Here is a 13,716-nt window from a genome sequence, read left to right as displayed (position 1 = left end):
CGTGGTGACTAGAAACCTACCGGCCGTGGGTGGCCTGCGCGAGAACTCCGCCTATCCGCGGGCTATGCGTTTCCTCGGAACCGCGCTCAGAAGCGGCCGCCGCCTCCGCCGAAGCCGCCGCCGCCTCCGCCGAAGCCCCCGCCCCCGCCGCCGAAGCCGCCCCCGAAGCCGCCTCCCCCGCGGCGGCCGCCGCCCCCGCTGAGCAGGCCGCCGATCACGCCGCCGAGGATGACGCTGCCGACATCGACGCCGCCGCGGCGCCCGTAGCCGCCTCCTCCGCCGTACCCGCCGAAGCCGGACACATCGCTCTCGGCCCGGCGCAGCGCGTCCTGGGCGAGCTGCAGAGCGCGCTGCGCGTGCTGTTGGGCCCTGGCCGGATCGGCCGTGCGCAGGCTCTCGGCCCGCGAGAGCTCCTGCTGCGCTTCGGCGAGGCGCGTGCGCGCGTCGGCACCGATCGCGCCGCGGCGCTGCGCGACGAAGTCCTCCGCGGCGTCGGTCGACGCGCGCGCCTGCATCAGGGTCTGCTCGAGCACGTGCCTCGTGCGCTGCGCATTTGCGACGACGGTGTCGATCTGCTCGTTCGCACGCTGCAGCTGCTCGAGCATGATGCGGGGCAGGCGGTCGGGTCCGGAGAGGTTCGCCTGCGCCGCACGCACGGCCTGCTCGGTCGCCGCGATCGCGCCGGCGGCCTGCGGCGAACCGAGGGCGCGCGCCTGGGCGAGGTCGCCCTCGAGCTCGGCGATGAGCGACGCCGCGTGGTGCTCCGCTTCCTTCAGGGTCGAGGCGAGCGACGTCGCGGAGCGCTCCAGACGGGTCGCCTGGTCGACCGCACCCTCCGCCGTGTGCACCGCGGCGGCGGCCTCGCCCGTGTCGCCGCTGTCGACCAACTGGCGCGCTTCGGCGAGCTGGGCGTCGGCGACCGCGATCACCTCGGCCGCCTGGTCGGCGCTGTCGATCACGCTCTCGAGCGCCTCGGGTCCGTAGGTCTGGCGCATCCGGGACACCGCGGCGTCGATGCGGTCGTCGGCGCCCCGGACGCCCTCGAGCGCGGCGCGCACGGACTCGATCGCCGCGGGCACGTCCTCCGCGATGGCGCGGAGCTCGTCGAACGCCTCGCCCTTCTCGTCGAGCACGTCCTGCGCCGCCTCGCAGCCCTCGATGACGGCCCCGTGCGCCGCGCGCACGTCCGGCTCGGGCTTGTCGGCCGCGTCGACCGCGCGGTTCGCCTCGAATGCGGTGCCGAGGCGCTCCTTCGCCGTCGCGATCGCCTCGCGGAACTCGCCGACGGCGTCCTCGCCGAACTGCGCGACGGCGAAGCCGAGCTCCTGCTCGGCGGTCCGGATGCGGTCGTCCGTCGCGATCAGCGCGGCCGCCGCGCGCTTCTGCAGCTCTTCTGTCGTGACTCCCTCGTAGGGGTCGGGTGTGCGCTCGACGGCCGGCTCCTGCTTCTTCCTGCGCCGGACGGCCCAGACGATCAGGAAGGCGACGGCCGCGATGATCACGGCGATGAGGAAGAACGTGAAGAATCCGCCACCGGAATCCTCGCGGGCCGCGCCGCTGCCGCCGCCGGCCGAGTCGGTCAGCGACTCCGCCGCCGCGATCGGCGCGCCCGCCCAGTCGTCGTTCCCGAGCGACTGTTCGATGGCGGCGATCGCGTTGTCGCCCTGCTCCTGCGTGAGCGGGTTGCCCTGCTGCACCGTCAGGGCGTAGTTGCGCTGCTCGACGGCGACGGACAGCAGGAGGTTGTTCGCGCCGAAGCCGTTCTGCGATGCGGTCTGCTCGCCCCACGCCACGGCGTCCGACGGGTTGTCGAAAGCGTCGACGTAGACGACCCACAGCGACAGGTCGGTCGTATCGGCGAGCTCGGTGAGCGCCGCCTCGACCTCGGCCTCCTCGTCGGGCGTGAGCGCGTCGATCGACGGATCGTCGTAGACGTGGGCCGAGCCGAGCCCGACCGGTTCGACCGCCTGGGCCGCTGTCGGGGCCGCCAGCAGGGCCAGCGCCGCCGCGGCCGCCCCCAGGATCGTCGCGAGCCGTCTGCGCATGGTGCCTCCCCGTCGCGGATGCCGCCGGCGTGCGCCGGCGGTGGGTCAATCCTATTGAGCGGCAGCTCCCGCGGCACGCCGGATCGGCTGTCGCCCGCGTGAGCGCCGTCATCCGGATGCCCGTGTCGCCCGCGCTGAGCGGCATCCGGATGAATACTCTTGACGGAATGGACGACAGGTACGGCACGGATGTGCTCGCGGCGGGCTGGCGCGAACGCGGCACGAAGAAGTCGGCGCAGGTGCCGGCCGAGATCGACCTCGTGGTCGAGGTCGCGGTCGACGGCTTCTGCGGTGCGATCACGAAGATCGAGGGCCAGAACGTGGAGCTCGAGGACTTCAAGGGGCGCAAGCGGCTGTTCCCGCTGGGCCCGGGCTTCATGATCGACGGCGAGCCCGTCGCGCTCGTGCGGCAGAAGGCGCAGCCCCGGGGGCGCCGGCGCACGGCGTCCGGGTCGTTCGTCGCCGATGACACCAGGGCGAGGGTCGCGCTGCCGAGCCGGATCCTCGTCGAGGGCAAGCACGACGCGCAACTGGTCGAGAAGGTCTGGGGCGCCGACCTGCGCGCCGAGGGCGTCGCGGTCGAGTTCCTCGAGGGCGTCGATCTGCTCGACGAGCTCCTCGCCGCCGAGCCGCCGTCGCGCGAGCGCCGCTACGGGGTGCTGGTCGACCACCTCGTGCCCGGCTCCAAGGAGCAGCGCATCGCCGATGCCGTCGCGCGCGGGCGTCACGGAGCGCACGTGCGGATCGTGGGCCACCCGTTCGTCGACGTCTGGCAGTGCGTCAAGCCGGCATCGCTCGGCATCCGCGCCTGGCCCGTCGTGCCGCGCGGCACCGATTGGAAGACGGGCATCTGCCGCGGCCTCGGCTGGCCCGCGGAGGAACAGGCCGACATCGCCCGCGCGTGGCAGCACATCCTGTCGCGCGTCACGACGTTCCGCGATGTCGAGCCGGAGCTCCTCGGCCGAGTCGAGGAGCTCATCGACTTCGTCACAGAGCCCGCGCAGGCCGGCCCCGCGCTCCCAGGCGGCGCCGAATAGGCTGGGCGAGTGAGTTCCGACGCGCCGCGCTTCCGTGACCAGCCCGTCTCCTTCGTCCGCAGGGGCGGCCGGATGAGCGAGGCGCAGGAGCGCGCCTGGAGCGAGCTGAGCGCGTTCTACCGCTTCGACGTTCCCCGCGACGCCGCGTCGACCTCGGTCCACCCCGACGCCGTGTTCGATCCCGAGGTCGAGTACGGCCGCAGGGCCCCGCTGATCGTCGAGATCGGCTCCGGCCAGGGCCACGCGATCGTGCACGCGGCCTCGACGCGACCCGACGACGACTTCCTCGCCGTCGAGGTCTACGTCGGCGGCCTCGCCCGCACGATGCTCGACGCCGACAAGGCGGGTGCGCGGAACCTGCGCGTGATCGAGGCGAACGCGCCCGAGGTGCTCGAGACGCTGCTGCCGGAGGGCTCTGCCGACGAGGTCTGGATCTTCTTCTCGGACCCGTGGCACAAGAAGCGCCACCACAAGCGCCGGATGATCAAGGGCGGCTTCGGCGCGACGGTCGGGCGCGCCCTGCGCGACGGGGGCATGCTGCGCCTCGCCACCGACTGGGAGGACTACGCGCTGCAGATGCGCGAGGTCATGGACGCCGCCCCCGAGTTCGAGCGCGCCTTCGACGGCGAGTGGGCCGAGAGGTTCGCCGGCCGCACGATGACGGCGTTCGAGCGCAAGGGCATCGAGAAGGGCCGCGAGATCCGCGACCTCAGCTATCGCCGGGTTCCGAGGGACTGACCCGATGACGAAGCGGCAGCTGCTCGCGCTGCGGGGGAGCGCGGCCTCGGCCGTCGCCACTCTCGTCGCGGCGCTGTCGCACTCCTGGGCGGGCGGCGACCTGCCCGCGCCGCTGCTCGTCGGCGGCATGGCCGCGCTGCTCGTGTTCCCCGGCATGGCGCTGATGGGCGCTCGCCCGAAACTCCGGCGCATCGCCCTGACGGTGCCCGCGCTGCAACTGATGTTCCACCTCGCGTTCACGGCGCTCGGTTCGCCGGTCGAAGGCGCCAGCGTCGTCGGCGGCCACCACCACGCCGACGCCTGGCAGCCGCTGACCGGCCATGCATCGGCGGTGACTGTCGACGCCGGAATGCTCGCCGCGCACATCGCCGCGGCGGTCGTCACCGTCGCGATCCTCGCGTACGGCGAGCGCGCGATCCTCACGCTGCTCGGCTGGGCATCCGGTTGGATCCGCTCGCGCGCCGTGGCACCCGCGATCGCGGCGCCGTTCGCGCCTGCTCCCATCGCGGGCGTCGTGCGCACGCTGCGCTCGCGGCTCGGCGCGCTCGCAGCCGCCCCGCGCGGCCCGCCCCTCTTCGTGTGAGGCGAGGCGTGTCTGAGGAGTCGTGCACCGGCTCGCGGCGCCGACGGATCTCAGACACTCCGGAGTGCGCTTCAGAACACCGACCGACGGTATTGGCTTACGCCGACCACGCGATCCGCGCGGTGCGATCGAACGTGCCCGACCGCGGTGGGGTCTTGCCGCGGCAGGATCTCTGAGACGCGCATTCACCCGCGCCCGACGCCACAGGGCACGGGGAGCACCCCAGCCGACGACGGCGCCGCCGAGGCGCGCGCATATCGCGTGCCGGACGACGGTCAGGCCTCGTCGCGCCCCGGGAGTGCGCACCGCCGGTGCCGCCGAGGCACCGGCCGATCACACACGTATGCACCCAGAGGAATATCTGTCATGAAGAAGCGAAGCAACACCAGGAACGTCGTCGGATTCGCCGCGGGGGTCGCCGTCGCGGCCGGCATCCTGCTGGCACCGGCCGCCGCCAGCGCGCACGTCGGCCTCCAGCCCGATGGCGCCCCCACGGCGGGCTCGACGCGCGACCTGACGTTCGCGTTCGGCCACGGCTGCGACGGCTCGGCGACGAAGAGCATCACGATCGACCTGCCGACCGAGGGCATCGCGGGCGCGCAGCCCGTCGTGCAGAGCGGCTGGACGATCGACGTCGCGAAGGACGGCGACGCCGGCCGCCCGTCGGCCGTGACGTTCACCGCCGACGAGGCAGTGCCGGACGAGCTGCGCGCGGAGGTGGCGCTGAACGTCGGGCTGCTCGAGGACGCCTCCGGCACGATCGCGTTCCCCGTGACGCAGGTGTGCGAGGAGGGCGAGCTCGTCTGGGACCAGGTCGCCGAGGAGGGGGAGGACCCGCACGCGCTCGAGTCGCCCGCGCCGACCCTCGAGGTCGAGCCCGCCGCGGACGACGCGTCTGAAGACGCGCACGGCGGACACGGCGCCGGGGCAGCGGGCGAGAGCGAGTCTGCCATGGCGAGCGAGGAGGGCGACGCGCTCCCGGTCGTGCTCGGTGGCGCGGGCCTGCTCGCCGGCGTCGCCGCCCTCGTCGTCAGCGTCGTCGCGCTGCGGCGCCGCTCGGCCTGAGCGACGGCCGAGCCCCGCGACCGTCCGCGAGCCGTCGGCGCGGTGCCGAGAGCTGGGCCCCCCCCGCACCCCCGGGACCGCCTCACCCCCCGCGGCCGCCCCTCCGATCAGGAGGGGCGGCCGCGGGCCTTCTGGTTCCGGCGGGTGTCGTCACCGCCGGGAGGGGTCAGCCGCGGCGGTACTCGGCGACCATCGGGCAGTCGAACGGGTCGCGCGCCGCGAGACCGACGCGGTTGAGGTACTGGATGACGATCGAGTACGACTGCAGAAGCGACGTCTCGGTGTACGGCACGCGGTGGGTCTCGCAGAACTCGCGGACGATCTCGCGGGTCTGGGCGAGGTGCGGGCGCGACATGCTCGGGAACAGGTGGTGCTCGATCTGGTAGTTCAGTCCGCCCATGAGCCAGGTCGCCCACCAACCGCCGCGGATGTTGCGCGAGGTGCGCACCTGCTTCGAGAAGAAGTCGATCCGGGCATCCGGGGCGATCACGGGCATGCCCTTGTGGTTCGGGGCGAACGAGGCGCCCATGTAGACGCCGAAGACGGCGACCATGACGCCGATGAACGCGAACGCCATGCCGAGGGGCAGCAGCAGGAAGATCGGAACGAGCACGAGCGCGAAGCGCGCGGCGATCATGGCGATCTCGCGCCGCCGGTTCTTCACCTTCCCACGGCCGAACAGGTGCTTGAGGCTCAGGAAGTGCAGGTTGAGGCCCTCGAGCGTCAGGAGCGGGAAGAACAGCCAGCCCTGGCGCTTCGTGATCCAGCGCCGCAGCCCCCTCGCCTCGGCGGCATCGACGTCGAGGAACGAGATCGTGTCGACCGCGATGTCCGGGTCCTTGCCCACGCGGTTCGGGTTGCCGTGGTGTCGGGAGTGCTTCACATCCCACCAGGAGTAGCTGACGCCCGCCGTGGCGGCCAGCACCGTGGCGAGGCGGTCGTTCGCGGGGCCCGTCGAGAGGATCGCGCGGTGCCCCGCCTCGTGGGCGAGGAAGGAGACCTGCGTGAAGACGATCCCGAGGGCGCCGGCGATCAGCAGTTGGAACCAGCTGTCGCCGAGCAGGATGAAGCCGGTCACGGCCCCACCGAACGCGAGCGCGATCGCGATGCCGACGAATGCGTAGAACCAGGGCGCCCGTCGCATCAGGCCGCTCTCGCGCACGGCCTGGGAGAGCTGAGTGTACGCACGCGCGACGGGCGGGAAGTCCTCCGCCCGCGCATATGTCTGACGAACCGGGCCGAGGGTTGCCTCTGTGGCGGTGAGCGAAGAAGTGATGGCGATCTCGATTCTGCGGCTGGCGGGCGTGAAAGCCAAAGGCCGTTTGCCGATCGCTTGCGTGCCACGCTACGGCAGTGCGTATGCACGCGCCAGCATGTGCAGGAGGTTCGGAGCGCGCGCATTGCTCGCGCACTGCCGGCGGGTCCGGCGGTGCGCGAGCGGCGCGGCGCTATGCGGCCGGGCCGACCCAGACCTGCTGCCGGTTCACGAACTCCCGGATGCCGTCGGGCCCCAGCTCGCGGCCGAACCCGGAGCGCTTGACGCCGCCGGAGGGGAGGCGGGGGTCCGTCTTGACGATGCCGTTCACGGCGACCTGGCCCGCGACGATCTCGCGCGCCATCCGCTCACCGCGCTCGGCCGAGCCCGTCCACACGCTCGCGGCCAGCCCGTACGGCGTGTCGTTCGCCAGGGCGAGCGCCTCGTCGGCGTCGGCCGCCCGCATCACGGCCGCGACCGGCCCGAACGTCTCCTCCGAGCACGCCGTCATGCCGGGTTCGACGCCCGTGAGGAGGGTCACGGGGTAGTAGAAGCCGGGCCCGTCGGGGAGCTCGCCGCCGACGCGCAGCGTCGCCCCCTGGGCGATGCTCTCGGTCACCTGCCGGTGCAGGTTCTCCCGCAGATCGGCCCGGGCGATCGGGCCGACCTGCGTCGCCTCGTCGCGCGGGTCGCCGACGCGCAGCGCCGCCAGCCGCTCGGCGTAAAGCTCGACGAAGGCGTCGTGCACCGGCTCCTCGACGATCACGCGCTTGGCCGCGATGCACGACTGGCCGGCGTTGATGATCCGCATCGTCGTGATCGCGTCGGCCGCCTTCTCGAGGTCGGCGTCCGCGAGCACGATCGCGGGGTCCGAACCGCCCAGCTCCATCACGGCGGGCTTGATCTCGCGCCCCGCCGCCGCGGCGACGGCGCTGCCCGCCCGATCGGAGCCGGTCAGCGACACGGCCCGGATGCGGTGGTCGCGCACCGCGCGGTCCACGAGCTCGTGCCCGAGCGGCGCATTCTGCAGGATCGCGCCCGGCGCTCCGTGCGCGGCCGCGACGCGCGAGACGACGTCGGCGATCGCCTCGGCGCATCCGGGCACGTGCCTGTCGTGCTTCATGACGCACGTGTTGCCGGCCATCAGCGCGGGGGCGGCGAAGCGGAACGCCAGCCAGAACGGCGCGTTCCACGGCAGCACGCCGAGGACGGGGCCGAGCGGCAGGTGCTGCACGTACGACCGGGCGGCGTCGCTCGCGATCTCCACGGGTGCGAGGTACTCCTCTGCGTGGTCGGCGTAGTGCTCGCACGCCCACGCCGCCTTGCCGACCTCGCCGCGCGCCTCCGTGATCGGCTTGCCCATCTCCTCGGTCATCAGCAGGGCGAGGCGATCGACGTCGCCGCGCATGGCCGAGGCGATGTCGCGCAGCACGGCCGCGCGGTCGGCGATCGGCCAGCGCCGCCAGTGCTCGAAGGCGTCGTCGGCCCTGGCCAGCGCGTCGTCGAGCCCCGCCGCGTCGAGCGTCGGGGCGACGCGGATCGTCGCCCCCGTCGTCGGGTCGGTCGCTTCGAACAGCTCAGTCATCGCTTCCTCCTCCGGTCGCGGCCGCCTCGCGCGGCCGCCCTTCCGCGAGCTCTTCGAGCTCGTCGGCTTCGCCCTGCACGGCCTTCTCGGTCCTCCTGCCCGCCGGGGCCGGGAGCTCCGCAACGCTCACGGGCCCCGCGACCAGGGCGTCCGGGGCACGACCGGCGCCCGCCGCATCCTTCACGGTGAAGCGCGCGTCGAGCGAGAAGAACGACTCGCAGCCGGTCTCGGTGATGCGCAGCGTGTCGCTGATGCCGACCGTGCGGGTGCCCTCGACGCCCCACATCCACGGGATCACGTGGAACGTCATGCCCTCCTCGAGCACGCGGTTGCCGCCGGGCATGAGGCTCAGGATGTAGCCCTCGTCCCACGCCGGCGGGAAGGCGATGCCGATCGAGTAGCCGGCGCGGGTGACGAGCTCGGCGCCCACACCGTTGTCGGAGATGATCGTGCGCACGATCGAGTCGGCGTCCGAGACCGTCATTCCGGGTCGCATCGAGGCCTTCAACTCGGCGAGCGCCGTCATCATGCGCTCCTCGGCGCGCGCCATCGCCGGGGTCATCTCGTGCAGAAGCACGGTCCGCATCATCGCCGTGTGATACCGCCGGTAGCAGCCGCCGACCTCGAGGAAGACGGCGTCGCCGGCCTGCAGCTCGCGCCCCTCCCACGTCGCGTGCCCGATCATGGTGCGGGGGCCGGAGGTGACGTACGGCATCACGGCGGGGTACTCGCCGCCCGCCGTGAACATGCCGCGCGAGATCTCGGCGGCGACGTCGTTCTCACTCGCGCCGACCTCCGCGGCGGCGATCCCGGCCCGCATGCCGGCCTCGGTCGCGACGGCGGCCCGGCGCATCACCTCGATCTCGTGCGCCGACTTGCGCACGCGCCCCTCCTCGACGATGCCGAAGCAGTCGAGCAGCTGCCCCGCGCGGAACGAGGTGTGGATGCGGTCCTGCTGGTAGGCGGGGAAGAAGTAGCTGTTCCGCTCGTATCCGACGTGCTTCGTGTCGAGACCGAACTCCTTCAGCGTCGCGACCAGCTGCTGGATGGCGTCGCCCGTGTCGGGGTACGGCCTGGTCACCTCGACCCAGGTCCGCTCGATCACGTTCGATTCCTCCATCTGGCGCGTGATCATGAACGGTTCGCCTTCGAGGGGAACGACGAGCGCCTGGAAGAACGAGTACCCGGATGTCTGATAGTCGGTCAGGTACATCAGGTTCTCGGGGTCGGTGATGACGACGGCGTCGAGCAGCCGGTCCGCCATCCGCTGCCGGAGGTCGCCGACGCGGCGCTCGTACTCCTCGTGCGGGAACGTCATGTCGTCGCGCACGCGCATGTCACTCGCCTCCCGCCGCGCGGCGCACGGCGCCCGCGAGGATCTCGAGGCCCTCGTCGAGGTCGTCGTCCGGGATCGTCAGGGGCGGGATCAGCTTGATCACGCGCCCGCCCGTGCCGCAGGGGCCGATCAGGAGGCCGGCGGCGAACGCCTCGGCCTGCGCGCGCTTCGCGACGGCGCCGTCACCGACGTCGAGGCCCTGCATCATGCCCTTGCCACGCACGTCCCAGCCGCGGCCGCGGTGCTCGTCGGAGATGGCGCGCAGCCGCCTGGCCATCCACTCGCCCTTCTCGCGGACCCGCGACATGAGCGCGTCGTCGGCGAAGAAATCGAGCGCGACGCCGCCAGCGACGAAGCTCAGGCCCTGCCCGCGGAACGTTCCGGTGTGGGCGCCGGGGCTCCAATGGGCGTCGACCTCCGGCTTGTTGAGATTCATCGCGATGGGGGTGCCGTAGCCGCCGAGCCCCTTTGCGAGGGTGATGATGTCGGGGTCGAGGCCGTAGCCGTCGAAGCTGAAGTACGAACCCGTGCGCCCGACCGCCGCCTGGATGTCGTCGATGATGAACAGCGCTCCGACTTCGCGGGCGAGCGCCTCGACGGCGCGCAGCCACTCGGGGGAGTGCACCCAGACGCCGCCCTCGGCCTGCACGGCCTCGACGAGGAACGCGGCGGGGGGCCGCAGGCCGCTCGACGCGTCGGCGAGGGCCGCGCGGTAGTGCTCGAGAGCGTCGAGCCCGCCGCCGGGCGCGAACTCGTTGGGCAGGCGCACGATGTGGTCGAGCGGAACGCCCGCCCACTGGCGGAAGGCCTCGTTCGCGGTCGCGGCGAGCGAGCCGAGCGTCATGCCGTGGAAGCCGTGCGAGAACGCCACGACGTCGCGCCGCCCCGTCGCCAGCCTCGCCAGCTTGAGCGCCGCCTCCACCGCGTTCGACCCCGTGGGGCCCATGAACTGCATCCGGTGGTCCATGCCGCGCGGCGCGAGGATCGTGTCGTGGAACTTGGTGATGAAGTCGCGCTTCGTGGTCGTGTAGGTGTCGAGGCTGTGCGCGACGCCGTCCGCCTCGAGGAACGCGATCATCGCCCGCTTCATCTCGGGGTTGTTGTGACCGAAGTTGAGGACGCCCGCGCCTGCGAAGAAGTCGATGTAGCTGGTGCCGTCCTCGGACGTCTGCCGCGCGTTCGACGCGTGGGCGAAGACGGTCGGATAGTTGCGGCTGTAGCCGCGGATCTCGGATTCCCACTGCTCGAACGGACTCACGTCCATGATCGGCTCCTCTCAGCGGTGCTGCTCGGTATCACTCATCTCTTCTGGCGGGCCCCGCGGGGTCGCCCGCGGGGAGATCGGGGGCCCCGGCCAGCTGCGCGTATGCGCGCAGCACCGGCTCGATCAGGGCGTCGTTGAAGTCGTAGTGCGGGCTGTGGCACGAGTGCGGGTCGCCGGCGCCCACGAGCGCGAACGCGCCGGGGATCTCGTCGAGGTAGTAGCTGAAGTCCTCCGACGCCATCACGGGGATGGGGATGTCGGGCGAGTGGTCGATCGCGCCGAACGCGCCCTCGAGCGCCGGTTCGAGGGCGGCGCGCAGCTCGGCCGCCTGGTCCGGATGGTTGACGGTCGCGCCGTAGCGGGGGGTCGTGGTGGTCTCGGCCTCCACGCCGTAGGCGCGCGCCGTGGCGCCGGCGACCTCGGCGATGAGCGAGAAGAGCTCGTCGCGCACGGAGGTGTTCGGAACCCGGATGCTGCCGCCGAGCCGTGCGGAAGCCGGCGTCACGGTGTCGTTGCCCGGTGCGTCGATCCACGTGACGGCCACCACGGCGGCCGTCTGGGGCGCCATCCGGCGCGCGACCAACTGCTGCAGCGCGACCGTGATCGCGGCGGCGGCGAGCACGGGGTCGCGGGTGACCTCGGGCTGGCTGCCGTGCCCGCCGATGCCCGTGACGTCGATGGCGAAGGCGCCGTTCGCCGACATGACCGGGCCGTCGGGGCAGGCGAGGCGGCCGCGGCCGAGGGCCGGCCAGTTGTGCCAGCCGAAGATGACGTCGACGCCTTCGAGCGCGCCGTCCTCGATCATCCGGGGCGCCCCGTGGCCGCCCTCCTCGGCCGGCTGGAAGAGCAGGGTGACGGGGCCGGGCAGCGTCGCCTCGTGCGCCGCGAGCCACTTCGCGGTGGCGAGGAGCACGGCCGTGTGGCCGTCGTGCCCGCACGCGTGCATCGCTCCGGGGCTCTGCGAGGACCAGGGCGCACCGGAATCCTCGGTGACCGGCATGGCGTCGATGTCGCCGCGGAGCGCGACGTGGCGACCGGGGGCATCCGGGGCGAGCGCCGCGACCGTGCCGGTCGTGGCACACGCGCGCCAGGCGATGCCGAGGGCGTCGAGCTCCGATCGGATGCGCGCCGCGGTGCCGTGCTCATGCCAGGCCAGCTCGGGGGACCGATGGAGCTCGTGGCGCATCGCGGACGCAGAATCGATGATCTCCTGCAGGGTGCCGGCTGCGCCGGCGCCGCCCGGGTGCGCTGCGATCAACTCGCCTCCGTTCTGCGGGTTGCGGCCCATGGTCTGTGAGGCCGACCCTAGACCCCCGCGCGGGGGTTTGTCACGGGTCCGGTGATGACGTTCCTGTTTCGTCCGGACCGTGGCCCATGCGGCACCGCCGCCGCGGTGATCAGGCCGGTCAGCTGCTCAGACGCGAGCGGCACCCGCGCAGAAGCGCGGGTGCCGCTCTGACGGAGAAGCGTCGTCAGTCGAGCGCGTCCTTGGCCTTGTCCTTGACGTCCTCGACGGTCTCCTTCGCGTCCCCCTTCGCCTGATCGACCTTGCCCTCGACGACCATTTCGTCGTCTCCGGTGATCTTGCCGAGAGCTTCCTTCGCGTTGCCCTTGGCCTTGTCGGCCGCGGCGGAGAGCTTGTCATCCAGTCCCATGGGTCCTCCTCAGATCGAAGTACAGCGGAGCACGAGCATCTCAGAACGGGCCGACGGGGACAAGACCCGCCATCGACGACCGGATGAACGGCGCGTGTACGGGTTGGCGTTCCAGCGACGGGGAGGGGGCGTGCGAGGCCCCGTGGGCGGCTCGGGCGTGGGGAGGTGCCGCGTCGGGCCGCGGCCGGATCGGGAAACGGCCCGTCGGTGCCCGCGCCGCAGCGCCGGGTTGCGTCAAGCATGCTTGACATGTAAAGATCGCTTTACTGTCAAGCGTATTTAACTTCTCACGACATCTGGAGCCTGCATGAGCGACACGACCCGCACCCGCTGGGGAAGGACCAAGTTCTGGAATGGGCGCGTTTCCGCGTTAGCGGTCGGCGTTTCCGGCGGCATCCTGCTCGCCGCCGCGTTCGGATCCGTCACTTGGGCGATCGGCCCCGCTGGCCCGTATCGCTTCATCAGCGGCGCCCTGTTCGCGCTGTGCACGGTCCTGCCGTTCATCGCGCTCGTGTGGGCGCTCGTCGTCGACCGCTCGACGCTGCGCGGGGCGATCGAGAAGCCCGATCATTCGATCGAGGGAGCCTGGTTCAGGAAGGCCAGCGAAGGGGCGTTCCTCGACACGCTCTTCGTCGCCGGCATCGCGACGGCCGTCATCGCCGTGGCGAACCTCGCGTTCCCCGCGCTCTATGCGCTGATGGCCGTGCTCGTCTTCATGATGGCGTCGTGTGCGGTGCGCTACCTCGTCGCCAGGGCGAGGGGCTGACGTGCAGAACTCGCTCGCGGAGCGCCGCAGACATCGCGGCTGGTCGCAGCAGCATCTGGCCGAGGAGCTCGGCGTGTCGCGTCAGACGATCATCTCGATCGAGAAGGGTCGGTTCGACCCGTCTCTGCCGCTCGCTTTCGCGCTCGCCGCGGCGTTCGACTGCGCGATCGAAGAGCTCTTCACGCCGTAGAGCATGCGCCGCGCCGTCGGTCGGTCGAGCTGTGGGGCGGCGTCGCCGTGTCGGCGGGTCGCGTGCAGGTTGAACCGCCCTGGGTTCTGTTCCGATGTCTATGTGAGCGCCAGTGCGGCGTCACGGGTTTGATAGTAGGCGGTCTCGATCTCGGTCGGGGTGGCGTAGTCGAGCGCTTCGTGAAGGCGGCGATTGTT

Annotated in this window: 13 protein-coding genes; 6 read left to right on the top strand and 7 right to left on the bottom strand. The window is 72.1% G+C overall.

Features of this window, described 5'->3' with window-relative positions; translation table 11 throughout:
• Positions 1-86 precede the first annotated feature (86 nt).
• The gene (locus C0010_RS15115; RefSeq protein ID WP_105565952.1) at positions 87-2,045 is read right to left on the bottom strand and encodes a TPM domain-containing protein; all 1,959 of its coding nucleotides are present in this window, start codon (positions 2,043-2,045) and stop codon (positions 87-89) included.
• A gap of 167 nt (positions 2,046-2,212) precedes the next feature.
• On the opposite strand from C0010_RS15115, the gene C0010_RS04855 reads away from it, so the two are divergent.
• The 4 genes from C0010_RS04855 to C0010_RS04840 all read left to right on the top strand — a co-directional run bounded on the left by C0010_RS04855 (position 2,213) and on the right by C0010_RS04840 (position 5,468).
• Complete coding sequence (locus C0010_RS04855) at positions 2,213-3,082, top strand: DUF3097 domain-containing protein (RefSeq protein ID WP_105565951.1); 870 nt, start codon at positions 2,213-2,215, stop codon at positions 3,080-3,082.
• Between the two features lie 72 nt (positions 3,083-3,154).
• Positions 3,155-3,820 (top strand): tRNA (guanosine(46)-N7)-methyltransferase TrmB, encoded by a 666-nt coding sequence (gene trmB, locus C0010_RS04850; protein WP_105566075.1) that lies wholly within the window; start codon positions 3,155-3,157, stop codon positions 3,818-3,820.
• A gap of 4 nt (positions 3,821-3,824) precedes the next feature.
• Positions 3,825-4,403, top strand: a complete 579-nt coding sequence (locus C0010_RS04845) for a hypothetical protein (RefSeq protein ID WP_105565950.1) — start codon at positions 3,825-3,827, stop codon at positions 4,401-4,403.
• A 366-nt stretch (positions 4,404-4,769) separates the two neighbouring features.
• Positions 4,770-5,468 carry a YcnI family protein gene (locus C0010_RS04840; protein WP_105565949.1) on the top strand — a complete coding sequence of 233 codons (699 nt, stop codon included), beginning with the start codon at positions 4,770-4,772 and terminating at the stop codon, positions 5,466-5,468.
• A gap of 166 nt (positions 5,469-5,634) precedes the next feature.
• On the opposite strand, the gene C0010_RS04835 is transcribed toward C0010_RS04840, so the two are convergent.
• From C0010_RS04835 to C0010_RS04810, 6 genes are all read right to left on the bottom strand, one after another.
• Positions 5,635-6,612 carry a fatty acid desaturase family protein gene (locus C0010_RS04835; RefSeq protein WP_408631068.1) on the bottom strand — a complete coding sequence of 326 codons (978 nt, stop codon included), beginning with the start codon at positions 6,610-6,612 and terminating at the stop codon, positions 5,635-5,637.
• 304 nt (positions 6,613-6,916) lie between these two features.
• Positions 6,917-8,308: an NAD-dependent succinate-semialdehyde dehydrogenase gene (locus tag C0010_RS04830; protein WP_105565947.1), complete on the bottom strand. Its 1,392-nt coding sequence runs from the start codon at positions 8,306-8,308 to the stop codon at positions 6,917-6,919.
• Positions 8,301-9,644, bottom strand: a complete 1,344-nt coding sequence (doeA, locus tag C0010_RS04825; protein ID WP_105565946.1) for an ectoine hydrolase — start codon at positions 9,642-9,644, stop codon at positions 8,301-8,303. The genes C0010_RS04830 and doeA overlap by 8 nt, the downstream gene beginning before the upstream one ends.
• Before the next feature lies 1 nt (position 9,645).
• Complete coding sequence (locus tag C0010_RS04820) at positions 9,646-10,908, bottom strand: aspartate aminotransferase family protein (RefSeq protein ID WP_105565945.1); 1,263 nt, start codon at positions 10,906-10,908, stop codon at positions 9,646-9,648.
• Positions 10,909-10,939: 31 nt separating this feature from the next.
• Entirely contained in the window at positions 10,940-12,196 is a 1,257-nt protein-coding gene (gene doeB2, locus C0010_RS04815; protein WP_105565944.1) for a N(2)-acetyl-L-2,4-diaminobutanoate deacetylase DoeB2, read from the bottom strand.
• Positions 12,197-12,380: 184 nt separating this feature from the next.
• The gene (locus C0010_RS04810) at positions 12,381-12,563 is read right to left on the bottom strand and encodes a CsbD family protein (RefSeq protein WP_105565943.1); all 183 of its coding nucleotides are present in this window, start codon (positions 12,561-12,563) and stop codon (positions 12,381-12,383) included.
• A gap of 307 nt (positions 12,564-12,870) precedes the next feature.
• Between C0010_RS04810 and C0010_RS04805 the strand changes: the two genes are divergently transcribed.
• Entirely contained in the window at positions 12,871-13,329 is a 459-nt protein-coding gene (locus tag C0010_RS04805; RefSeq protein WP_105565942.1) for a hypothetical protein, read from the top strand.
• Position 13,330: 1 nt separating this feature from the next.
• Positions 13,331-13,519 carry a helix-turn-helix transcriptional regulator gene (locus C0010_RS04800; RefSeq protein ID WP_105565941.1) on the top strand — a complete coding sequence of 63 codons (189 nt, stop codon included), beginning with the start codon at positions 13,331-13,333 and terminating at the stop codon, positions 13,517-13,519.
• The last annotated feature ends 197 nt before the right edge of the window (positions 13,520-13,716 follow it).

Origin of the sequence: Microbacterium halophytorum (assembly GCF_002970975.1) — a bacterium.
Taxonomy (GTDB): domain Bacteria; phylum Actinomycetota; class Actinomycetes; order Actinomycetales; family Microbacteriaceae; genus Microbacterium; species Microbacterium halophytorum.
Note: the sequence above shows the minus strand (reverse complement) of the source record. Positions and strands in the feature narration are given on the sequence as shown.